This is a genomic window from Microbacterium gorillae, from assembly GCF_000826185.2.
Classification (GTDB): domain Bacteria; phylum Actinomycetota; class Actinomycetes; order Actinomycetales; family Microbacteriaceae; genus Microbacterium; species Microbacterium gorillae.
Window position 1 is genome coordinate 1,479,523 of the sequence record NZ_LN648875.1, and the last position, 20,538, is coordinate 1,500,060.

22 protein-coding genes and 1 riboswitch are annotated in these 20,538 nt (G+C 69.7%); of the genes, 12 read left to right on the forward strand and 10 right to left on the reverse strand.

Annotated features, from left to right (window positions below; all coding sequences use genetic code 11):
* Positions 1-6 precede the first annotated feature (6 nt).
* Complete coding sequence (locus BN1193_RS16585; protein WP_052460899.1) at positions 7-1,104, reverse strand: DUF4349 domain-containing protein; 1,098 nt, start codon at positions 1,102-1,104, stop codon at positions 7-9.
* Positions 1,105-1,344: 240 nt separating this feature from the next.
* Here BN1193_RS16585 and msuE point away from each other — a divergent pair, with 240 nt between their 5' ends.
* Positions 1,345-1,968, forward strand: a complete 624-nt coding sequence (gene msuE / locus BN1193_RS16590) for an FMN reductase (protein ID WP_052460965.1) — start codon at positions 1,345-1,347, stop codon at positions 1,966-1,968.
* A gap of 30 nt (positions 1,969-1,998) precedes the next feature.
* On the opposite strand, the gene BN1193_RS16595 is transcribed toward msuE, so the two are convergent.
* Complete coding sequence (locus BN1193_RS16595; protein ID WP_040168063.1) at positions 1,999-2,841, reverse strand: SDR family NAD(P)-dependent oxidoreductase; 843 nt, start codon at positions 2,839-2,841, stop codon at positions 1,999-2,001.
* A gap of 92 nt (positions 2,842-2,933) precedes the next feature.
* Here BN1193_RS16595 and BN1193_RS16600 point away from each other — a divergent pair, with 92 nt between their 5' ends.
* From BN1193_RS16600 to BN1193_RS16615, 4 genes are all read left to right on the forward strand, one after another.
* On the forward strand, positions 2,934-3,734 hold the full coding sequence (locus BN1193_RS16600; protein ID WP_040168511.1) for an acyl-CoA thioesterase: 801 nt from the start codon (positions 2,934-2,936) through the stop codon (positions 3,732-3,734).
* 33 nt (positions 3,735-3,767) lie between these two features.
* Positions 3,768-4,943 (forward strand): trans-sulfuration enzyme family protein, encoded by a 1,176-nt coding sequence (locus BN1193_RS16605; protein ID WP_040168065.1) that lies wholly within the window; start codon positions 3,768-3,770, stop codon positions 4,941-4,943.
* Positions 4,944-5,035: 92 nt separating this feature from the next.
* Positions 5,036-5,452, forward strand: a complete 417-nt coding sequence (locus BN1193_RS16610; protein WP_094770591.1) for a Fur family transcriptional regulator — start codon at positions 5,036-5,038, stop codon at positions 5,450-5,452.
* 29 nt (positions 5,453-5,481) lie between these two features.
* Entirely contained in the window at positions 5,482-5,763 is a 282-nt protein-coding gene (locus BN1193_RS16615) for a YgaP-like transmembrane domain (RefSeq protein ID WP_040168068.1), read from the forward strand.
* Between the two features lie 137 nt (positions 5,764-5,900).
* On the opposite strand, the gene BN1193_RS16620 is transcribed toward BN1193_RS16615, so the two are convergent.
* Complete coding sequence (locus tag BN1193_RS16620) at positions 5,901-7,841, reverse strand: AMP-binding protein (RefSeq protein ID WP_040168512.1); 1,941 nt, start codon at positions 7,839-7,841, stop codon at positions 5,901-5,903.
* Between the two features lie 212 nt (positions 7,842-8,053).
* Between BN1193_RS16620 and BN1193_RS16625 the strand changes: the two genes are divergently transcribed.
* Positions 8,054-8,824, forward strand: a complete 771-nt coding sequence (locus BN1193_RS16625; protein ID WP_052460901.1) for a tyrosine-protein phosphatase — start codon at positions 8,054-8,056, stop codon at positions 8,822-8,824.
* Positions 8,825-8,885: 61 nt separating this feature from the next.
* On the opposite strand, the gene BN1193_RS16630 is transcribed toward BN1193_RS16625, so the two are convergent.
* Entirely contained in the window at positions 8,886-9,482 is a 597-nt protein-coding gene (locus BN1193_RS16630; protein ID WP_040168069.1) for a TetR/AcrR family transcriptional regulator, read from the reverse strand.
* 80 nt (positions 9,483-9,562) lie between these two features.
* Here BN1193_RS16630 and BN1193_RS16635 point away from each other — a divergent pair, with 80 nt between their 5' ends.
* The gene (locus BN1193_RS16635; RefSeq protein ID WP_040168070.1) at positions 9,563-10,765 is read left to right on the forward strand and encodes a hypothetical protein; all 1,203 of its coding nucleotides are present in this window, start codon (positions 9,563-9,565) and stop codon (positions 10,763-10,765) included.
* Between the two features lie 124 nt (positions 10,766-10,889).
* Here BN1193_RS16635 and BN1193_RS16640 read toward each other — a convergent pair whose 3' ends face one another.
* Positions 10,890-11,462, reverse strand: coding sequence for a TetR/AcrR family transcriptional regulator (locus BN1193_RS16640; protein ID WP_230206535.1), 573 nt, complete (start codon positions 11,460-11,462; stop codon positions 10,890-10,892).
* Positions 11,463-11,557: 95 nt separating this feature from the next.
* Here BN1193_RS16640 and BN1193_RS16645 point away from each other — a divergent pair, with 95 nt between their 5' ends.
* The gene (locus BN1193_RS16645; protein WP_040168071.1) at positions 11,558-12,559 is read left to right on the forward strand and encodes an SDR family NAD(P)-dependent oxidoreductase; all 1,002 of its coding nucleotides are present in this window, start codon (positions 11,558-11,560) and stop codon (positions 12,557-12,559) included.
* Positions 12,560-12,615: 56 nt separating this feature from the next.
* Here the strand turns inward: BN1193_RS16645 and gnd are convergent, their stop codons facing one another.
* Positions 12,616-13,677 carry a phosphogluconate dehydrogenase (NAD(+)-dependent, decarboxylating) gene (gene gnd / locus BN1193_RS16650; RefSeq protein ID WP_040168072.1) on the reverse strand — a complete coding sequence of 354 codons (1,062 nt, stop codon included), beginning with the start codon at positions 13,675-13,677 and terminating at the stop codon, positions 12,616-12,618.
* A gap of 142 nt (positions 13,678-13,819) precedes the next feature.
* On the opposite strand from gnd, the gene BN1193_RS16655 reads away from it, so the two are divergent.
* Positions 13,820-14,503, forward strand: coding sequence for an acyl-CoA synthetase (locus BN1193_RS16655; RefSeq protein ID WP_230206536.1), 684 nt, complete (start codon positions 13,820-13,822; stop codon positions 14,501-14,503).
* Positions 14,496-14,864: a hypothetical protein gene (locus tag BN1193_RS16660; protein ID WP_040168073.1), complete on the forward strand. Its 369-nt coding sequence runs from the start codon at positions 14,496-14,498 to the stop codon at positions 14,862-14,864. Before BN1193_RS16655 ends, BN1193_RS16660 begins: the two co-directional genes overlap by 8 nt.
* A 59-nt stretch (positions 14,865-14,923) precedes the next feature.
* Here the strand turns inward: BN1193_RS16660 and pnuC are convergent, their stop codons facing one another.
* The 4 genes from pnuC to BN1193_RS16680 all read right to left on the reverse strand — a co-directional run bounded on the left by pnuC (position 14,924) and on the right by BN1193_RS16680 (position 18,901).
* Complete coding sequence (gene pnuC / locus BN1193_RS16665) at positions 14,924-15,613, reverse strand: nicotinamide riboside transporter PnuC (RefSeq protein ID WP_040168074.1); 690 nt, start codon at positions 15,611-15,613, stop codon at positions 14,924-14,926.
* Between the two features lie 77 nt (positions 15,614-15,690).
* Positions 15,691-15,818, reverse strand: a riboswitch (FMN riboswitch).
* A gap of 110 nt (positions 15,819-15,928) precedes the next feature.
* Positions 15,929-16,771: a phosphotransferase gene (locus BN1193_RS16670; RefSeq protein WP_040168516.1), complete on the reverse strand. Its 843-nt coding sequence runs from the start codon at positions 16,769-16,771 to the stop codon at positions 15,929-15,931.
* A 65-nt stretch (positions 16,772-16,836) separates the two neighbouring features.
* A complete protein-coding gene (gene purB / locus BN1193_RS16675) occupies positions 16,837-18,216 on the reverse strand; it encodes an adenylosuccinate lyase (protein WP_040168075.1) in 1,380 nt (459 codons plus the stop codon).
* A 178-nt stretch (positions 18,217-18,394) separates the two neighbouring features.
* Positions 18,395-18,901: a low molecular weight protein-tyrosine-phosphatase gene (locus tag BN1193_RS16680; protein ID WP_040168076.1), complete on the reverse strand. Its 507-nt coding sequence runs from the start codon at positions 18,899-18,901 to the stop codon at positions 18,395-18,397.
* A gap of 121 nt (positions 18,902-19,022) precedes the next feature.
* On the opposite strand from BN1193_RS16680, the gene BN1193_RS16685 reads away from it, so the two are divergent.
* On the forward strand, positions 19,023-19,280 hold the full coding sequence (locus BN1193_RS16685; protein ID WP_040168077.1) for a hypothetical protein: 258 nt from the start codon (positions 19,023-19,025) through the stop codon (positions 19,278-19,280).
* Positions 19,280-20,536: a hypothetical protein gene (locus BN1193_RS16690; RefSeq protein ID WP_141396717.1), complete on the forward strand. Its 1,257-nt coding sequence runs from the start codon at positions 19,280-19,282 to the stop codon at positions 20,534-20,536. Before BN1193_RS16685 ends, BN1193_RS16690 begins: the two co-directional genes overlap by 1 nt.
* Positions 20,537-20,538 lie beyond the last annotated feature (2 nt).

Sequence of the window (20,538 nt, forward strand, 5' to 3'; positions counted from 1 at the left end):
CCCGGCTCACCCCGGCGGACGGGTCTCACCGCGCGGGGCATCGGGTGCCGGAGGCGCGCTCCGCGGCGCTGAGCCGGGTGCCGCGGTCGGACTCTGCGAAGGCGGAGGCGTCACTCGTGGCGCAGCTGCCGGCGCGGCAGCGGGTGTCGGTGTCGGTGTCGGTGTCGGTGTCGTTGTCGGTGCAGCGGTGGGTGCCGGGACGACGGGAGCGACGGTCGGTCGCATCCCGGCGGCCGGGACTCCGGCGACGGCCGGTGTCCGACGCCGATAACGGCGCATGAACCAGAGGGCCACGACCGCGAGCAGCGCGAGCAGGATGAGCCACGGCAGCGCCACGCTCAACCCCAGCAGCACGGCGTTCCAGAACGCGGCGAACCCGTTCCACCCCATCGCGAGAGCGGTGAGGACCGTGTCGGGCTTGTCCTCCTCCGGAGCTGCGGGCGTCGTCGAGATCGTCAGCGTGATGGTGGACATCGACACCTGGTCCTTGAGTTCGCGCAGCTGCGCCTCGATCTCCTCCAGCTTCGTCTGGCGGTCGCTCAGCGATTCCTCGAGCGAGACCAGGTCGGCCGGCTTCGTGGCGGCCTGCAGCCACGCCGTGTATCGCGCGAGCGACGCGCGGAGGGTGCCGGCGCGCGCCTCGAGGTCTCGCTGCGTGCCCCCGACCGCCGCGCTGTGCAGCGAGGTCTGATCGATCGAGGCGATCTTCGCGAGCTCGGCGCGCACGGCGTCCAGCTTCTTCGCGGGAATCCGCGCCACGAGGGCCGCGCGTCCGGTGCCGTGCCCGTCGTCGGCGTACTCATCGCGCCCATCGATGCGGCCACCGGCGTCGCCGACGAGCTTCGTCGCACGCTCGGCGATGGCGATCGGGTCCTTCCCGGAGAGCCAGATCTCGCCTGTGATCACGACGGCGTCACCCGGTGATTCCGCGGTTCCGTCCGCCGCGGACTGAGCTGTGCCGTCCGCGCTGCCCTGCGCCTCTGCGACGTGCTGCGGCTGCGCGGCGGAACCGCCCGCGCCGCCGGCGGCCGAGCACCCGGCGAGCAGGAGTGCGGCGGCGAGGAGAGTCGTGGCCCACGCGATCGTTCGTGACTTCGCTGTCATGGCGCCAACCTATGAGGCTCCCGTGCGCAGCAGAAGGGCTTCCGATCACGATCCGATGACCATCGGATCACGCTTCGGACACGGCCCTCCGGAGCGAGTCAGGGCTGGTGAGAGGCCGCTTTCGCGCGGAGCTCTCGGTCATGCCGCCACCCCGGGAATGCGCGGCGGACGGAGGGGACGTGTGTCGCCGCGTGACGCACGCAGATGGTGTCCGGACGCCGTCGGGCATACCGTCGTCGCATGTCCGACACGATCGCTCCGCCCGCCGCGGCCGCCTCCGGCACCGAGGCGCCCACGCCGCTGCGCGTCGTCGCGGTGTCCGGTTCCCTGCATGAGCCGAGCAAGACGACGGCGCTGGTGTCCTCGATCCTGGACGCGGTCAGCAGCCGGGCGAACGTCGAAACGCGGCTGATCGAACTCTCCCGTGTCGGACCGCTGTTCGCCGGAACGCTCTCGCGTGATCAGCTGCCCGCCGAGGTCGAGGAGATCCTGCAGGCCATCGAAGGGGCCGATCTGCTCGTCGTGGCGAGCCCGGTCTACCGCGCCTCGTTCACCGGACTGTTCAAGCACCTGTTCGACTTCGTCGGCCAATACGCGCTGATCGGAGCGCCCGTTCTCCTGGCGGCGACCGGAGGCGGCGAACGCCACGCCCTGATCCTCGATCACCAACTGCGGCCGCTGTTCAGCTTCTTCCAAGCGCTCACCCTTCCGCTCGGCGTCTACGCCAGCACGAACGATTTCGACGGTTACGTCCTACGCGAGGGCCCGGTGCGCGAACGCGTCGACGAGGCCGTGAACCGCGCGCTGCCGCTGATCGAGCAGGCCGCGCGGGTGCGGGTTTCCGACCGCGTGTCCGCCTTCTGACTCCGGTGTTCTGACTCGAGGCGTTCGGCCTCAGGCTCCGGGGCGCCCGGTGAAGTGATCCATCGACGAGTAGACGTGGAACACCCGGTCTGCGATGACGTCCCACAGCGGGGTCGGCAGGACGCCGCGCAGAGCCATCGCGAGCTTCACCGTCCAGGGCTTGGTGACCATCGCGCGACCCGCGATCATCCCGTCCCACGCCGCACGTGTGGCCTGACGCGGGGTCATGATCGGGGTCAGCAGCGGTCCGCGGGCGCCGGCGAACATGCCCGTGGAGACGTAGCTGGGGCAGAACGTGGTGACCTTCACGTGGCGGTGACCTTCACGACCGAGCTCCAGGCGGACGGAGTCGCTCCAGCCGATCATCGCCCACTTGCTGGCGGCGTACACGCTCATGTGCGGGTTCGCGAGGGTTCCGGCGGCGGAGGCGACGTTGAGGATCCGCTTCGGCCGGGACGTGTCGGCGATCATGCCGGGCAGGAGCTCGCGGGTCAGCCACATCGCCGCGAGGGTGTTGATCCGCATCGTGAGTTCGATGTCGCGCTCCGGGTCGTGCTCCCAGAACAGCGAGCCGCGCACGATGCCGGCGTTGTTGATCAGGACGTCGACGCGATCGAAGTCGGCCAGCGTCCGGGCGACGCCGTCGCGGACGTCCTCCGATCGCGAGACGTCGACGCGGTACGCGCGCGCATCCGTCCCGGAGCGGGAGAGCTCGGCCGCCAGTGCCGTGGCGGTCGCCTCATCCACGTCCCACAGGGCGATGCGTGCGGCGCCCGCTGCGACGGCACGGCGTGCGTACAGCTCGCCCATGCCGCGTGCGGCTCCGGTGATCAGAACGGTCGATCCGGCGATGACGTCGCGAGTGTTCGGCATGGTGCTCCTTGTTCGACCTCCCCATTGTGCACTCTGAGTCGCCATCGATGACACTCAGTCCCACGGGTCGGCGCGTCGGGCAGAATCAGGTCATGACGCTTTTCGACGACGCCATCGCCCTCACGCCGGACGGCGAGAACGCCGTCACCGCGCACACCCATCCGGCCTGGGGGAACATGGTCGGTCCGTTCGGCGGCATCACCGCCGCGACCGCGCTCGCGGCGGTGCAGGCGCACCCCGACGCGATCGGGGAGCCGGCGGCGCTCACCGTGAACTTCGCCGGGCCGCTCACCGAGGGTCCGTGGCGCCTGCGGGTTCGACCGGTGCGGACGAACCGCTCCAACCAGCACTGGTTGATCCTCGGTGAACAGGACGGGCAGACGGTGCTCACCGGAACGGCACTGCTCGCCCTCCCGCACCGCGGCTGGGAGGCACAGGATGCGGTGATGCCGGTCGTGGACGCCCCGGAGGCCTATCCGGTGGCGGAGATCGAACGAACGTCGGAGTGGCTGAACCGCTACCGGATGCGCTTCGTCAGTGGGGGACTGCCGGGACCGACGCCGACCGGCGACGCGGAGAGCATCTGCTGGCTGTCCCAGACCGAGCTCCGCCCGTGGGACCACGCCGCGATCGCCGCCGCGGCCGATGCGTCCTTCCCGCGGATCTTCCTGCACACCGGGATGCGAGCCGCGACCGGGACCGTGTCGATGACGACCTACTTCCACGACGACGCGGAGGTGCTGGCCGGCACTCCGGAGCAGCTGCTGCTGCAGGCCGCCGCGTCGCGGTTCTCGGAGGGGATGTTCGATCAGCACGCGCGACTGTTCGCTCCGGACGGACGACTGGTCGCCACCTCGCACCAGACGGTCTACTACAAGGTTCGGGAGCCCTGACGCCGCAGCCGGTCGGTGGGGCATGATCGGGGGATGATTCCGGACGACATGCAGTTGGACACCCTCGCCGTGCACGCCGGTCGTGCTGACCTCGCCGCGCAGGGTGTGCACGCTCCGCCGATCGACCTGTCCACCACGAATCCGCTGCCATCCCTGCTCGCCGGCGGAGACGCCTACGAGGCCCTCGCGACCGGCGGGCGTCCGCTCGCCGACGGCGGTCTGGTCTACCAGCGCCTGTGGAATCCGACCGTGGCGCGCTTCGAGGACGCGCTCGCCGCGCTGGAGCATGCCGAGGCGGCCGTGGCGTTCGCCTCGGGCATGGCGGCGATGACGGCCGCCATCCTCGCCGCCCGTGCCGACGGGCGCCCCGGCGTCGTGGCGGTCCGGCCGCTGTACGGCGGGACCGACCATCTGCTGGACTCGGGGCTCCTCGGCACCGACACCGTCTTCGTCGAACCGAGCGGTGTCGCGGACGCGGTCGGGCCGGGCACCGGACTGATCGTGATCGAGACGCCGGGAAATCCGACCCTTGAGCTCGTCGACATCGCCGCGGTGGTCGCCGCGGCCGGAGAGGTGCCGGTCGTCGTCGACAACACGTTCGCGACCCCCGTCCTGCAGAATCCGCTGGATCTCGGGGCCGCGATGTCGCTGCACAGCGCGACGAAGTACCTCGGCGGCCACGGCGACGTCATCGGTGGTGTCATCGCGTGCGCGGAGCCGATGGCCGTCCGGTTGCGTCAGGTGCGCGCGATCACCGGGGCGCTGATGCACCCGCTGTCGGCCTACCTGCTGCATCGCGGACTGCAGACGCTGCCCCTGCGGTTGCGGGCCCAGCAGGAGAGCGCGCGGATCATCGCCGCGCACCTGGCCGATCATCCCGCCGTCGCGGCGGTCCACTTCCCGGGCCTCGATCCGGACCCGGCCGGCCTCCTGCAGCGGCAGCAGCGCGGACCCGGCGCCATGCTCGCGGTCCGCCTCGCGGGCGGGTACGACGCCGCGGCAACAGCGGTGGAGCGCGTTCGTCTCTTCACGCACGCGGTGTCCCTCGGCGGGGTGGATTCACTGATCCAGCATCCGGCCGCGCTCACCCATCGGCCGGTCGCGCCGGAGGCCCGTCCGTCCGCCGACGTGCTGCGCCTGTCGATCGGGCTCGAGGCCGTCGAGGACCTCATCGCCGACCTGGACCAGGCGCTGGACGCGCGCACCTGAGGGAATTGTTCGACGCGATCCGGCAATTCGTGCCGACACGCCGCGAAAGAGGTTAATGACTTACAACGGTGAATGATTTACAGTGATGAATCATGAACAGTTCACCTATCATGGAGGTCATGTCGACCGTCCAGACGAGGGCTGTGCTCATGGCGCTGCAGCGCCTCGGCCACGCGACGAATCTCGAGCTCCACGAGGCCTTGGCCGCGGACCTGCCCGAGCTGTCGCTGACGTCGATGCACCGCATCACCGCCCGCCTGATCGAGAGAGGCGAGATCGGAACGGTCGCCACCGACGCACGCACGGTCGTGCTCGATGCCCGTCCCGAGACGCACGACCACTTCGTGTGCACGAAGTGCGGCGGCGTCGTCGACATCGAGATTCCGGACTCGGCGATCAACGCCATCCAGCAGCAGCTCGGCACCCACCTCGCAGACGCCGGAGTCGTCGTGCGCGGTGTGTGCGCGGTGTGCCGTACCCGCGAGGGGTCGGCGCAGCGCTCGTCGTAACGGGTGGACTCCGAAAGAAGGAGGACATCATGCGATTCGCACAGTTCATGGCGACGCCGTTCGGACGCGGCATCCGCATCGTGGCGGGGATCATCCTGATCGGGGCCGGCATCATCACGGTCGCCACGGGCGGTACCGCGGTGGTCGGGATCATCCTGGTCGCCGTGGGCGCACTCTTCGCCACCGTCGGGGCGCTCAACGTGTGTCCACTCGCGCTGCTGTTCCGTGGACCGTTCTCGGGCCGCGCGGCGTTGGCGGCACGGGACGCGGCGGACGGGGCGGCGCGCGAGACGTCGGCGGCGTCCGCCTGAGGCCACCCTGGACCGGGCCGGTCGACGCGAGGGGCCGCAATCGTGGGTTCGGGACTCCTCGCGTGGAGACCCCTCGGCCCGGACGCGGCGGACCCGCACCATCCGAGGATGCGTGCGGGTCCGCCGTGCTCCGCGGGTCAGCTCATCGAGGCGCGCAGGCGCTCGGACGCCTCGCGGATGTCGTCGATCACGGCCGGTTCCTCGATGGTGGCCGGGATCCGCACGTCCGGATCACCGTCCACGATCTGTCGGATCGTCTTGCGCAGAACCTTCCCCGAGCGGGTCTTCGGCAGGCGGGGGACGACCACCGCGTGCCGGAACGCCGCCACGGCACCGATATCGCCGCGCACCTGGGCCACGAGTTCGTTGACGAGCTGGTCCTCGGGGATGTCCACGCCGGCCTTGAGCACCACGAAGCCGACCGGGACCTGCCCCTTCAGCTCGTCCTTGGCGCCGACCACGGCCGCCTCGGCGAGGGCCGGGTGCTCGAGCAGCGACTGCTCCATGGAGCCGGTGGACAGACGATGCCCGGCGACGTTGATGACGTCATCCGCCCGCCCCATCACGAAGACGTAGCCGTCCTCGTCGACGTAACCGGAATCACCGGTGGCGTAGTAGCCCGGGATCGCGTTCGTGTACGAGCTCTCGAAGCGCTCGTCGCCGCCCCACAGGGTCGGCAGCGCGCCCGGCGGCAGCGGCAGTCGGATCGCGATGTTGCCCTCGGTGCCGGCCGGAACCGGCTTGCCGTTCCCGTCCAGCACCTCCACCCGGTAGCCGGGCACCGGAACGGACGGGGAGCCGGCCTTCAGCGGCATCGGGTCGAGCCCGCGCAGGTTGGCACAGATCGCCCACCCCGTCTCGGTCTGCCACCAGTGATCGATCACCGGCTTGCCGAGAAGGTCCCCGGCCCAGCTCCAGGTCTCCGGGTCCAGTCGCTCGCCGGCGAGGAAGAAGCTGCGCAGCGCGGACAGGTCGCGTCCGGCGGCGAACTCGCCGTCCGCGTCGACGCGGCGGATCGCGCGCAGCGCCGTGGGGGCGGTGAACAGGGCGTTCACGCGATGCTGCTCGGCCACGCGCCAGAACGCACCGGCGTCCGGCGTGCCGACCGGCTTGCCCTCGTACATGATCGTCGTCGCGCCGGCGAGCAGGGGGGCGTAGACGATGTAGCTGTGGCCGACGACCCAGCCGATGTCGCTGGCCGTGAACCAGACATCGCCCGGATCGATGTCGTAGATGTTCTTCATCGACCACTGCAGCGCGACAGCGTGTCCGCCGTTGTCCCGGACGACGCCCTTCGGGGTGCCGGTGGTTCCGGAGGTGTAGAGGATGTACAGCGGGTCCGTGGCGCGGACCGGGATCGCGGGGTAGGGCGTCGTGGGGATCGACCGGCTCGCCCAGTCCCACCACTGCGTGCCGGGGGTCGTGCCCTCGAACTCCGCCGCCGTTCCGGGGATCTCCGGGCGGTCCTTGACCACGACGGTCTCGACGCGGTGCTCGGCGGTCTCGATCGCCTCGCGCACGGTGGGCAGATACTCGATGACGCGGTTCGGCTCGATTCCGCCGGACGCGGTGATGATCACCTTCGGCCGTGCGTCATCGATGCGAACCTTCAGCTCCTTGGCCGCGAAGCCGCCGAAGACCACCGAGTGCACGGCGCCGAGACGGGCGCAGGCGAGCATGGCCACGACGGCCTGCGGGATCATCGGCATGTAGATCAGCACGCGGTCACCCTTGGCGACGCCGGCGTCGGCGAGCACGTGCGAGAAGCGCGCGACACGGCTGAGCAGGTTCTCGTAGGTGTACTCGCGCACCTTGCCGACGACGGGGGAGTCGTAGATCAGCGCGACCCGGTCACCGTGGCCGGCCAGCACGTGGCGGTCCAGCGCGTTGTAGCTGGTGTTGAGTTCGCCGTCCGGGAACCAGCGGCCGTAGGGGCCGGAGTCCGGGTCGAACGCCTGCGTCGGTTCGCGGTACCAGTCGATTCCCTGAGCGGCCTCGAGCCAGAAGCCTTCCGGGTCGGTCATGCTGCGTTCGAACGCCGCGGCATAGCGCGCGCCGGTCTGAGCGGTCGTGTTCATCTCCATCACCCTCGATCTCGACGTGAAACGTGGGGCGATTCAAGCACACCCCTCGGCGCTGTGTATCCATACAGGCGGTATCGACAGGGTCGAGTACCGACTTTCGGGGGTAAGTACATGCACAATGTATACGCTGTCCCGCCCCACACGAAGCGGGCACGCGATGCGGTCAAGCGATGCGCGAGCGCGCCCGCGATCGATAGCGTGGCGTCATGACACTGCAGCTGGATTCGATCGACAACTTCCGCGACGTCGCCGGAGACCCGCCGTACACGGCGGGCGCCACGCGTCTGCGGCCGGGAGTGGTCTGGCGCTCGTCCGCGCTCACGCTCGATGACGCCGATCAGGCGGCCCTCGAGGCGCTCGAACCGGCACTCGTGATCGACCTGCGCTCCGCGGCCGAGATCGCGCAAGCCCCGGACGTCGACGTCCGCGGCGCGGTGACGGCGCGCGTCGACATCATCGGCGAGGCGGAGGACTCGCGCCTGCTGGATGCGTCCCGAGCGGGCGGACTCGGCGCCGTCGGGCTGGCGGAGGAGCACGATGTCGGGCTCCTGATGTACCGGACCTTCGTCACCGACCCCGGGGCCGCGCGTGCGTTCGGTCGAGCGGCGCGCATGATCGCGGACGCTCCGGGTCCGGTCGTCATGCACTGCACCGCCGGGAAGGACCGCACCGGTTGGTTGGCTGCGGTCGTGCAGACCGTGGCCGGCGTTTCGGACGAGGACGTGATGCGGGACTACCTGCTCAGCAATGAGCGGTTGGCACGGGTCATCGCGCGGCTGCGCGAGCAGATCGAGGCGGCGGTCGGGCCGGAGAAGGCCGCCGCGTTCGCGGGCCTTCTCGGGGTCGCACCGCGCTTCCTCGACGCCGCGCGAGCCGCGGTCGCCGAGCAGTACGGTGACATGCGCGGCTACCTGCGCGACGGCGGCGGGCTCTCCGACGCCGACATCGATCGACTGGTGGCTCGCATCACCGTCTGAGTCGCTTCCGCTTCCCTCACCTCTGCAGCGTCACTCCCGCCGGGAACAGGAGGGCGTCGGGTCAGGAGCGAGGGTCGATGCCGAGCGCCAGATCGATGCCGTCGAAGTAGGCGTCCTGGTCGAAGTCGTCCAGCATCGCGCTGAACAGGATGAAGCCGGGACCGAAGCTCGCGATCGCGAGGGCGACGCGGGCGGACCAGTCCGCGGAATCCGGCACGCGGCCCGGATTCTGCGCGCCCCACATCTCGAGCGCCTCGCGGATCGTGCCGCGGAGGCGCTCGAAGACCTCGTGCACGGTGCTGCGGATGCTCGGGTCCATCGTCGCCTCCGCCCACAGCTGCACGAGGATCTTCGGTGGAACCTCCTTCGACACGGCGGTGAAGAAGGAGCGGATCACCTCGGACGGGCGCGGGGCCTGGCCCTCCGCCGCCTCGCGCAGCGCGCGACCCCGCTCGCCGAGCACGCGCTCGGCCGCCGCGCGCAGGAGATCCTGTTTGCCGCTGAAGTAGCCGTAGATCGCCCCGGCGGACAGTCCGGACTCGGCGATGACGTCCGCCATGGAGGTTCGCGCGTAGCCGTTGCGCGCGAACGCCCGCAGCGCGGCTTCGATGATCTCTCCGCGTCGCGCGGCTCGGTGCTCGTCCGTCACCTTCGGCATGTCGACCTCCCCGTGTTGACAACTCTAACCGCCCCGCGCACAATACAGAACGAATATTCGTTTTTCTAAAGAAGGTGTCCATGTCGTCGTCCGGCTCCGCGTCCGATACGCGTTTCCACACTCCCCTGGCGCGCGTGCTCGCCATCGCTGTCGCCCTCTCTGTCGTGGTGGGGGTCGTCCTGCTCGCCTTCGCGTGGCCGAGCGTCACCGCCTCACCGAAGGACATCCCGGTCGGCGTGGTCGGTCCCGCCGCACAGCTCGACACCGTGAAGAAGCAGGTCGCCGACAAGGCTGACGGTGCCGTCAAGCTCACCGAATACGATGACCGCGCAGCGGCCGTGACGGCGATCGAGAAGCGGGACGTGTACGGGGCTATCGTGCTCGGCACCGAGGCGACCGACGCCCCGGAGGTCCTGATCGCGACCGCCGCGAACTCCTCGATCGCGCAGATGCTGCAGGGCATCGCCACGCAACTGCAGGCGGGCATCGACGCACAGATCCGAACGCAGGTCGAGGCGGGTGTCGCGCAGGCGCAGGAGAAAGCCGCCGAGCAGATGAAGACGGTGCTGCAGCAGGCGCTCGCGGCCGCGGCCGCCGGGCGGCAGCCGACGATCCCGGACACCGGAGCCGCCGGCACCCCGTTCACGATTCCGACGGTCACGGTGAAGGTCACGGACGTGGTCCCGCTCGCGGACACCGACGAGCGGGGCACCGGTCTCGCCGTCGCCGCATTCCCGCTCGTCCTGGGTGGACTCCTCGGCGGCGTCCTGCTGTCGCTGCTGGTCAAGGGCGCGTGGCGTCGGCTCTTCGGCGTCGTCGTGTATTCGGCGGTCGCCGGATTCCTCCTCGCCGGTGTGCTGCAAGGCTGGTTCGGTGCGCTGCAGGGCTCGTACCTCGTCAACGCGCTCGCCCTGGCGCTCGCGGTCGGCGCGATCTCGGCCACGGTGACGGGACTGTACGGTCTGATCGGCAAGGTGGGCATCCCGCTCGGCGCCGTTGTCATGATGCTGTTCGCGAACCCCCTGTCCGCGGCGACCGTGCCGGTGGAGTTCTTGCTTCGGCCGTGGGGTGCGATCGGTCAGGCGTTCCCGCCCGGAGCGGCCGGTACGCTGCTGCGTGATCTGTCCTACTTCCCGGACGCGGACACCTCCGGTCCGTGGACGGTTCTCGTGATCTGGACCGTCGCGGGTCTCGTGCTCACCGTGCTCGCCGGTATTCGCGAGCACCGGGCCGCCCGTGTCGCCGTCACGGCGAGTGCGGCACCGGAAGCCGTCGCCGCCTGACCCGTGTCGCTCCCGCGATCTGCACTTCCACACGCCGGGATCTGCCGATCGTGGGAGCGACCCTGCGCTCGCTCTCGCTGGAGGCAGTTCCGGACCCCGGAAAGTGTCGGAGGTGGGAGCGAGGTCAGTCGGTGGTGATGCCGTGCAGCAGGGATCCCACGATGGCGTCGATGTGGGCTGTGGTGAGCGGGCGGCCCTGCAGCGCTGAATAGGACGTGATGGCGAGCAGGACGTCCGCCAGGGCCGTGGCGTCCGTGTCGGAACGCACCTCGCCGACCGCCTTCGCCGCTTCGATGCGTCGCGCGACGGCGGCGACGATCGGTCCGGCGAAGCGGCGGTTCAGTGACTCACCAACCGTGGGGTTGGTCGCCGTCACCGCGATGAGGGCACGGGCCAGTTGCGTGTTGGCGGTCATGGCCAGGTGATCCGTGGACATCGAGAGCCAATTGCGCAGGTCCGCTGAGAGATCATCGGTCGTCGCGAGGGCATCCGTGAAACCCGGCAGTTCGCCCTCGAGCAGTGCTTCGCCGAGGATCTCGGCCTTCGACGGCCACCAGCGATAGATCGTCTGCTTCGACACCCCGGCGCTCGCGGCGATCCCCTCCACGGTGATCGCGTCGTATCCGTCGCGCGCCAGCATCGTCCGCATCGCGCCGAGCACGGCCTGACGGGCTTTTTCACTGCGTGGACGGGCCATTGCTCCAGGGTAGTCCTGTACACTCGAAGATAAGTGGACGCAACGTTGCGTAACTTCTCGGCGGGTACCCCCGCCCCTGTCCGAAGGAGATTCAGATGGCACTGACCGCACAATCCAGCATCGGCGACTGGCTCGATGACCCCACCGGAGGTGAGCTCATCCGCGGACTGCTGGCGCAGACCGGAGCGAATCCGGACCAGCTCGCGCCCGTTCGCAACCTGCCCCTGCAGCAGCTCGTCGTGATGAGCCAGGGCGCGATGCCGCAGTCCGTCGTGGATGACCTCGTCCGCGCCGCCAACGGCGGCGAGATTCCGGAGGACGACGCGTCCGCCGGGTGGAACGAGCAGGTCACCGCGGGCCGCTTCGCAGGCAAGACCGTGATCGTCACCGGCGCCGCGTCCGGCATCGGGCGCGCGACCGCGTCGCGCATCGCTCGTGAGGGCGGCCGTGTCGTGGCCGTCGACATCGCCGCTGACAAGCTCGACGCCTTCAAGAACGCACTGCCGGACGCCGACATCGTCACCGTTGCCGGCGACCTCACCGAGCAGGAGTCCGTGGACGCCGTCGTGGCCGCCGCGGGCGAGCGCATCGACGGTCTCGCGAACGTCGCCGGCATCAACGACGACTTCTCGCCCGCGGGCGAGACCAGCGACGCCACCTGGGACCGCGTCATCGCGATCAACCTGACCGCGCCGTTCAAGCTCATGCGCGCGGTGCTTCCGGCGATGACCGCGGCCGGCCGCGGCTCGATCCTGAACGTCACGAGCGAGGCGGGCCTGCGGGGCAACGCATCCGGCAACGCGTACACGTCCTCCAAGCACGGCGTGGTGGGTATGACCAAGTCCGCGGCGTTCATGTACGGCCCGCAGGGCATCCGCGTGAACGCCGTCGCCCCGGGCGGAGTCGCCACCGGCATCCCGATGCCGCCGAACATGTCGCAGGCCGGCTCCGCTCGCCTGGCGCCGTTCCAGGGCGCGATCCCCACGATCGCGACCGCGGAGGAGCTCGCCGCGTCGATCACGTTCCTGCTCTCGGACGACTCCGTCAACATCAACGGCGCCATCCTCGCGTCGGACGGCGGCTGGTCCGTGCAGTGACCTCGCACTGACGAGGGGGCGCCGGACCGAGTCCGGCGCCCCCTCGTCGTGGTGCGTCAGCTCTCCGGTTTGTCGGCCTTCTTGCCACCGGCTTCCAGCACGTCACCTGCGGGAAGCTCCTGGTGGCCACCGAACTGCTGGCGCATGGCGGAGAGCAGCTGGTTGGCGAAGTGGTCCTCGCCGCGGGAGGCGAAGCGCTCGAACAGCGCCGCCGCCAGCACCGGAGCGGGAACGCCCACATCGACGGCGGCCTTCACCGTCCACCGTCCCTCACCCGAATCGGACACTCGTCCGGCGAGGCCGTCCAGCTCCGGATTCTGCTCCAGCGCCGCGGCGGTGAGATCCAGCAGCCAGGACGAGACGACCGAACCGCGACGCCAGAGTTCGGCGACCTTCGGCACGGGAATGTCGAACTGGTAGTACTGCGGCTCCTCCAGCGGGGCGACCTCGGCGGAGTGCTCGGTCTCGTCCTTTCCCGCATCGGCGTGCTCGAGGATGTTCAGTCCCTCCGCGAACGCCGCCATGATGCCGTATTCGATGCCGTTGTGGACCATCTTCACGAAGTGACCCGCCCCGGTCGGTCCGCAGTGCAGGTAGCCCATCTCCTCGGGGCTGAGGGGTCCGGAACGGCCGGGTGTGCGCTCCAGGTCGCCGGCTCCCGGTGCGATCGTCCGCAGGATCGGGTCGATGTGCGCGACGGCGTCGTCCGGTCCACCGATCATCAGGCAGTAGCCGCGGTCCAGGCCGAACACGCCACCCGAGGTGCCGATGTCGATGTAGCTCAATCCGTCCTTGGCGTACTTCGCGCCTCGGCGGACATCGTCGCGGTAGTTCGAGTTGCCGCCGTCGATGATGATGTCGCCGGGCGACATCAGTGCGGCGAACTGCTCGACGACCTGGCCGGTGAGTCCGGCCGGGATCATGAACCAGCTCACCCGCGGCGTCCGCAGTGCCGCGACGAACTCCTCGGGCGTCTTCGTGCCGGTGGCGCCTTCCGCCGCCAGTGCGTCCACGGAGTCCGCGTTCACGTCGTAGACGACGCACTCGTGACCGCCGCGCATCAGGCGGCGCACGATGTTGGCACCCATCCGGCCGAGGCCGACCATTCCGATCTGCATCCTGTCCCCTTTCAGACGTACCCATCTTGCTCCGCTTCGGAGCGCTGTGGGTGCTCGCGCGTGCACGACGTTCTCCCATCCGCCCCCCAGCGCACCGGACGATAGACTGAGTGGGTCCGCGCCTGCCGTTCTGAGGAGAGCCATGCCTGCCGCCTCGACCCCGACGTACACCGTCCGTCATGTCGCGCTCGCTCGTGCTCTGTTCGCGGCCATCGCCGCGATCATGATCACCTTCACGTCGGACCATTCCGCCGCCGTCGGGCTGTCGGTGTTCGGCGGTTTCGCCATCGCCACGGCGCTGGTCTGGGGGCTCGCGGTCTGGCTGGTCTATCCGGCCGGCCGCCGGACCGCGCCGATCCTGCTGGCCCTGATCTCCTTCGTCGCCGGCATGGTCGCCAGTGCACCGCTGCTGCGGCACGATGTGACGTTCTTCGTCGTGGTGATCTCGTGGGCGGCTCTGAGTGGCCTCGTCGAGCTGATCTGGGGGCTGCGCGAGCGCCGCATCGATGCGCTTCGCCCGCAGGCTCGCGATGCCGTGACGCTCGGTGTGATCACGCTCGTCCTGACCGCCGCGACGGCCGTGGTCCCGGTGGGGTACGACCTGCCGTACTACGTCAAGGACGCCGATCAGGAGTTCTCGCTCACCGGCATCATCATCGCGGTGGGCATCTTCGGTGGCTATGCCGCCGTCATCGCCGTGTACGAGGCGATCAGTGGTTTCTCGCCCCAGCGTCCGGCCGCGGTCCCCGCAGCCGACGGCGTCACGGCGGCGGACATCAGCGCGACCCACTCCGCCGCGCTTTCCGGGAAGGCGGACAATGACTGACGAGAAGAAGCCGACGACGCGTCGCGAACTGATGCGTCCGGCTCAGCTGCTGGGCCTGGCGTTCATCGCGGCCGTATTCGCGGGGGTCGTCACCGCGGTCTCCCTCGGTCTGTTCCAGGGCCGGGGAAACGCGAGTCAGAACGCGCAGACCGTGGCGCACGCGCTCATCGTCGGCGGCATCATGGCGGGCATCGTGTTCATCGTCGTACTGCTCGGCATCTCGATGCTGCTGCTGGCGATCAAGCCGGCCGACGTGACCAAGACCGTCGACCATCCGGTGCTCTACGACTCCGACCACAAGCACGACAAGCACGACAAGCACGACAAGCAGAACGGTGGGTCCGGCGCGTCAGCGCCGTGATCTGACACGCCGAATCAACGGAGCCCCGCGGACGCGTCCGCGGGGCTCCGTCGGTCAGCTCAGACGTTCTGAACGGCCGGGTCGCTCTCCCGCGATCGCCGAATGGTCTGCCGTGACCACACCACGAAGCCGATGAGGGTGAAGACGCCGTAGAACACGTACATCAGCCCGGTCGCGTAATAGCCGGCGCTGAACAGCAGCGGCACGCCGACGATGTCCACCGCCACCCAGATCAGCCAGAACTCCGTCCACCCCTTCGCCATGCCCCAGGTGGCCAGCAACGAGCCGACGAACGTCCAGGCGTCCGCCCACACCGGAGCGTAGGAACCGAGGGCGGCGAACAGCGGCGTGAGCGCGGCCGTCCCACCGAACAGGACCACGATCAGCACGATGCGCGTCGGCCAGCTGGCCCAGCGCGGTTCCACCGCTGCGCCGGTCTGCTCCTTGGTCTGACGCCAGCGCACCCAGCCGTAGATCGACACCGCGATGAACATCACCTGTCGACCCGCCTGGCCGAGCAGATGCGGCAGAGACGAGCTCGGGTCGATGATCGTGCCGAGGAAGACGCTCAGCAGCAGCAGGTTGCCGATGATGCCGACCGGCCATGCCCAGACCTTGCGCCGCATGCCGCCGAGGGCGGATGCCAGACCGAAGATGTTTCCGACCACTTCTCGCACCTGCAACGTCTGACCGTTGCCGAGTTCGATGTGCGAATTGAAGATGTCGATGAGCCACCGCAGGATATCCATGCTCTCCCTTTCCGTTTGCGGCGGCTCCGGGGGGAACATGGGGTGCGCTCATGCGTTTGCGAAAGCGTCACTCCACATCCGTGCTTCTCCCATCCAGACTTTGACTGTCGGTTCTGGAATTCCACCAGATCAACCTCGATCGCAAGGACCTCGGGTCGCGGACTATCACCGCCGGTTCGGACTTTCACCGACCCCGGAGCACGTTGTGTGTACAGGGACATCATGGCACCACTTTTCGGATCCGCGAACACGAATGTCACTCAGCGGAACAACGGGATGGCTCTGACCAGGTGCGAGGGTGGGGCGACGGGAGCGTCAGAAGCGGGCGAGGGCCTCGGTGAGCATGCGCAGTCCCTGGGCCTCGAAGGGCTCGTCGCCCACCTGGTGCGCCCAGACGGCCGTGCCGACCGCCTCGTGCAGCTGCGCATAGCGCCACATCTCACCCTCGCGAGGATCGGAGCCGTATCCCGCCAGGAACGCCGCCTCGAGGTCCGGACGTTCACGCCACTGCTGTGCGGCGAGGCGAACGAAGTCCGTGGCGGCCGGACGGAACGCGAAGCGGCCGAAGTCGATCACCCGCACCCGGTCACCGTCGATCAGCCAGTTGCGCGGCTGCCAGTCCCCGTGCGTCGGCACCAGGGTCGCCGGCTCGGCACGGCGATTCGTGAGCAGGCGCCGCACCCGAGCCGCGTCGGCGGACGGGACCCGGTGCTCACCGGCGAGCCAGGCCAGCGCCTTCGCGTCGGCGGCGCGGTCGTACTCGGCGTCCACGCGTTCGGGCTGGTCGTGCAGGGCGTGCAGCAGCGCACCGGCCTGCCGGTGGACCTCCGGCGACAGCTCCGCCTCGGTCCCTTCGACGAGCACGCCCGGTTGGAAGTCGAACACCAGCACGTTGGCGTCCCGATCCGCGTGCCGCAGGCGGGCGGCCGCGTCCCGCGCGAGCAGGGGTCCGGTCGCCGACTCGTGCGCGGTGAGCTCTCGTCGGATGTGGTGGTTTCCCTGCCCGCCGGCCTTCACCACGACCTCGCCTGCCGGCGTTCGAACGTGCAGCACGGTGGTGTCGATCCCGGGCCAGGACATGTCCGCGACGAGTTCCGCGTCCGGCAGCCACGACCGGACGGCCTCGGCCTGCGCAGGGGAGAGGCGGGGCAGGGTCATGAGGTCCGACACTACCGGGAATGACGATGGGGACGAACCGGCCGGTCCGTCCCCATCGCCGTGACTCAGATGCCGTGCGCGAGTGTCTCCGCGACGCCGGTGTAGGTCTGCGGGGTCAGCGCGAGCAGACGGGCCTTGGCCTCGTCGCCGATCTCCAGTCCCTGCACGAACGCGCGCATCTCCGCGGCGCCCACCTTGTGGCCGCGGGTCAGTTCCTTCAGCAGCGCGTACGGGTCCGAAATGGTGGACCGGCCCGCGACGACCTCGGCGCGCACGACGGTCTGGATCGCCTCGCCGAGCACCTCCCAGTTGTGGTCCAGGTCCGCCAGGAGCACGTCGCGGCTGAGGGAGACCTCGCCGAGGCCGCGGCGGAGGTTGTCGATCGCGAGCATCGAGTGGCCGAATGCGACGCCGATGTTGCGCTGGGTGGACGAGTCGGTGAGGTCGCGCTGCATGCGGCTGGTGACCAGCGTGGTGGACAGCGAGTTCAGCAGCGCGCCGGAGATCTCGAGGTTCGCCTCGGCGTTCTCGAACCGGATCGGGTTGATCTTGTGCGGCATGGTCGACGAGCCGGTGGCGCCCGCGACCGGAATCTGGGCGAAGTACGCCATCGAGATGTACGTCCACATGTCCGTGGCGAGGTTGTGCAGGATGCCGCCGGCGTGACGGACCTTGTCGTACAGCTCGACCTGCCAGTCGTGCGACTCGATCTGCGTGGTGATCAGGTTGAAGCCGAGCCCCAGACCCTCCACGAACTCGCGCGCGACGGTCGGCCAGTCCACGTCCGGGTCCGCCACCACGTGCGCGGACCAGGTGCCGGTCGCGCCGGAGAACTTGCCGAGGAACTCGTTCGCCTCGACCTGGCGCGCGACGCGGTCCAGACGCCAGGCGAACACGCCGAGCTCCTTGCCCATGGTCGACGGCGTAGCCGGCTGACCGTGCGTGTGCGAGAGCATCGCCGCGTCGGCGTGCTCGTGCGCGAGCTCACGCAGACGCTCGATCACCGTCCGCAGGGCGGGCAGCCAGACATCCAGGGCGGCGCGCTTGACGACCAGGGCGTAGGAGAGCGAGTTGACGTCCTCACTCGTGCAGCCGAAGTGCGTGAGCTCCGCGATCGCGTCCAGACCCAGCTGGGAGAGGCGGTCCCGGACGAAGTACTCCACGGCCTTCACGTCGTGGCGGGTGACCGCCTCGCGCTCGCCGAGCCAGTCGATCTCAGCCTGGCCGAAGTCACGGTAGGCGCCGCGCAGCGCCTCCTTCTGCTCGTCCGACAGCGCCTGCGTGCCGAACAGACCGCGGTCGGTGAGGGCGATGATCCACTCCACCTCGACCTCGACGCGAGCGCGGTTCAGACCCGCTTCGGAGAGGAATTCGCCGAGATCTGCGACGGCGGCGCGGTAACGCCCATCGAGGGGGCTGAGCGGCTGAGGAGGCAGAGAGGTCACGGCTTACTCCAGATCGTGTGCCAGGAATCGGTCGGAACACGCGCCAGAGCGCGGACGTCGACCCCTCGATCATACCGACCGGACGTCGCTGACCTTCGGCCGCGCAGGATGAGCGCCGGACTGACCGGCGACCGCATCCGGAGCCCGGTTCCGGCGAGTCAGTGCCGGACGCGGCCGCTCAGCGTCCGGAGCTGAGACCCGGGCGCACCTGCCGGAACAGGGCCGCCGTCGCGCTCTCGATCATGGTGAGCACCTCGTCGAACATCTCCGGACCGGCGTAGTAGGGGTCCGGGACGTCGGGGGTCCCGGCCGCCTGCGGGTCGAACGAGGTCAGCAGGACGACCGCGTCATGCTCCGCGGGGGTCGATGCCCAGTTCTGCAGGATGCGCTCATGGCTGCGATCCAGGGCCACGATGAGGTCGCTGCGCTCGAAGTCCTCAGTGGTGAACTGCCGCGCGCGGTGGGAAGACCCGTCGTACCCGCGCCGGGCGAGGCTGTCCAGCGTCCGGCGGTCCGCGCGTTCACCCACGTGCCAGTCCCCGGTGCCCGCGCTGCGCGACGCGACGCGATCGCCGTATCCGGCCGCCGCGACCTGTGCGCGGAAGACGACATCGGCCATGGGTGAGCGACAGATGTTTCCGGTGCACACGAAGACGACGCGGAACGGGTCGTCACTCGTGGCCATGGGTCCATTCTGCACACTCGGGGCCGCTGTGGTTCCTCCCCAGCGGTGGTCGACGCGGTGAGACCGTCCTCTCCGACCTCTCGCCCCGCGGCGTCGGCGATGCCGGCGCACAGTGATGGACATGACGACGACGATGGATGAGGCGATGGTGCGCGACGCGGCACATGCGGCGGCCTGGGCGGCGGAGCTTCTGGAGGGCGCGATGCGCAGTCTCGGCGGGCTGGCGGACGCGACGGCCTGGCAGTCCCCGACGGCCCTGACGTTCGAGGGCCGGGCGTTCGACCTCGCGCGGTCCGCCGGTGCGGCCGCGCGCCAGGCGGGGGACTACGCACGCACTCTGACCGGTGCGATCGACCTCGTCGCGGAGGGGTGCGCCTGATGGGCGAAGATCTCACGATCAGCTCCGGCGGGCGGCTGGCGGTCGACAGCGAGTCCATCCTGCTCGCCCATCAGCAGGCGCTCGCCTGCCGCGGGCAGGTCCGGCACGCGCGGAGCGAAGTCCACCGTGCGTTGGCCCAGGTGCGCGGCGTGTGCCTCATGGTGCGCCCGCTCGGGGGAGAGGAACTGGTGGCGCGGCTCGATCAGCTGGCCGAGCAGATCGACGCCACCGCGCGCGATCTGGCGACCGTCGCGGACATCTACGCGACCGTCGAACTGCGGCTCAGGATCGGCACCGCGGGTGCCGACGATGCCGCACTCCGCGCTGCGATGCATCGACTTGCTCAGAAGTATCCTCCGGGATTTCTGACCCTGGCCGCGACCACCGCGATGGGCGACCCGGGTCTGCCCGGCAACGCGTGGGAGCAGATTCCTCTGCTCGCCGGAGGGTTGGCGCTCGGCGCAGGCGTCGGCGGTGCCGTGCTGGCCATGCTGGGTGTCATCAACCGGCAGGGGCACCTTCCCACCGGTCCTGCGCTGGCCGGAGCGCTGCCCGGCGCGGCCGTCGCGGAGGTCTCCCGGACGAAAGTGACCGCGCCGTCCACGCTCGAGCAACTGCAGGTCCGCATCCCCGGGGGCGCAGGCGACGCGCGCGTGGTCGTGGAGCGGTACGAACGCCCGGGCCAGCGCCCCGCGTTCGTCGCGTACGTGTCCGGGACGGTGCTCGGCAGCGGCCCGCGGGAGGCGTTCAGCGGAGCCGCCGATGTCGATCTCTACGAGGGACGACCCACCGCGTCCTACGCGGGAACGCTGGAGGCGTTGCGCTCGGCCGGGATCAAGCCGGGCGACGACCTGATCCTCGCGGGCTACTCCCAGGGCGCGATGGTCACCGAGAACATCGCTCAGGTCAGTCCGTACCACGTGGTCGGGGAGTACGCGATGGGTTCGCCGGTCGCCGCCGCGCTCGGCAAAGGGGTCGTGCACGTCATGGTGCAGCACTCCGATGACCTGGTTCCGCAGCTGCAGGGCCCCGGTCTCGCCGGTCAGAACGGCGGCCACGGCAGTGTGATCATCGAGCGCGCGGTGCCCGACTCATCGGGTATCGACACCCACCGGGCCGACCACTACACCGAGACGGCGGCGATGACCGATGCGAGCCGGGATCCGCGCCTGGGCGAGATGAAACAGCAGCTGCGGGATCTCGGCGCGCTCGGTGAGGGCGTCGCGACCGCGTACAGCGTGCAGACCGAGCCGTGAGC

Bases quoted from the DNA above. Each gene is read 5' to 3' on its own strand.
- BN1193_RS16595 (WP_040168063.1), bottom strand. From the start codon at position 2,841: ATGCCGAACACTCGCGACGTCATCGCCGGATCGACCGTTCTGATCACC.
- BN1193_RS16640 (WP_230206535.1), bottom strand. From the start codon at position 11,462: ATGGCCCGTCCACGCAGTGAAAAAGCCCGTCAGGCCGTGCTCGGCGCG.
- msuE (WP_052460965.1), top strand. From the start codon at position 1,345: ATGTCCGACACGATCGCTCCGCCCGCCGCGGCCGCCTCCGGCACCGAG.
- BN1193_RS16615 (WP_040168068.1), top strand. From the start codon at position 5,482: ATGCGATTCGCACAGTTCATGGCGACGCCGTTCGGACGCGGCATCCGC.
- pnuC (WP_040168074.1), bottom strand. From the start codon at position 15,613: ATGGATATCCTGCGGTGGCTCATCGACATCTTCAATTCGCACATCGAA.
- BN1193_RS16625 (WP_052460901.1), top strand. From the start codon at position 8,054: ATGACACTGCAGCTGGATTCGATCGACAACTTCCGCGACGTCGCCGGA.
- BN1193_RS16585 (WP_052460899.1), bottom strand. From the start codon at position 1,104: ATGACAGCGAAGTCACGAACGATCGCGTGGGCCACGACTCTCCTCGCC.
- BN1193_RS16620 (WP_040168512.1), bottom strand. From the start codon at position 7,841: ATGAACACGACCGCTCAGACCGGCGCGCGCTATGCCGCGGCGTTCGAA.
- BN1193_RS16655 (WP_230206536.1), top strand. From the start codon at position 13,820: ATGCCTGCCGCCTCGACCCCGACGTACACCGTCCGTCATGTCGCGCTC.
- BN1193_RS16610 (WP_094770591.1), top strand. From the start codon at position 5,036: ATGAACAGTTCACCTATCATGGAGGTCATGTCGACCGTCCAGACGAGG.
- BN1193_RS16680 (WP_040168076.1), bottom strand. From the start codon at position 18,901: ATGGCCACGAGTGACGACCCGTTCCGCGTCGTCTTCGTGTGCACCGGA.
- gnd (WP_040168072.1), bottom strand. From the start codon at position 13,677: ATGCAGATCGGAATGGTCGGCCTCGGCCGGATGGGTGCCAACATCGTG.
- BN1193_RS16645 (WP_040168071.1), top strand. From the start codon at position 11,558: ATGGCACTGACCGCACAATCCAGCATCGGCGACTGGCTCGATGACCCC.
- BN1193_RS16685 (WP_040168077.1), top strand. From the start codon at position 19,023: ATGACGACGACGATGGATGAGGCGATGGTGCGCGACGCGGCACATGCG.
- BN1193_RS16670 (WP_040168516.1), bottom strand. From the start codon at position 16,771: ATGACCCTGCCCCGCCTCTCCCCTGCGCAGGCCGAGGCCGTCCGGTCG.
- BN1193_RS16660 (WP_040168073.1), top strand. From the start codon at position 14,496: ATGACTGACGAGAAGAAGCCGACGACGCGTCGCGAACTGATGCGTCCG.
- BN1193_RS16630 (WP_040168069.1), bottom strand. From the start codon at position 9,482: ATGCCGAAGGTGACGGACGAGCACCGAGCCGCGCGACGCGGAGAGATC.
- BN1193_RS16600 (WP_040168511.1), top strand. From the start codon at position 2,934: ATGACGCTTTTCGACGACGCCATCGCCCTCACGCCGGACGGCGAGAAC.
- BN1193_RS16690 (WP_141396717.1), top strand. From the start codon at position 19,280: ATGGGCGAAGATCTCACGATCAGCTCCGGCGGGCGGCTGGCGGTCGAC.
- BN1193_RS16605 (WP_040168065.1), top strand. From the start codon at position 3,768: ATGATTCCGGACGACATGCAGTTGGACACCCTCGCCGTGCACGCCGGT.
- BN1193_RS16635 (WP_040168070.1), top strand. From the start codon at position 9,563: ATGTCGTCGTCCGGCTCCGCGTCCGATACGCGTTTCCACACTCCCCTG.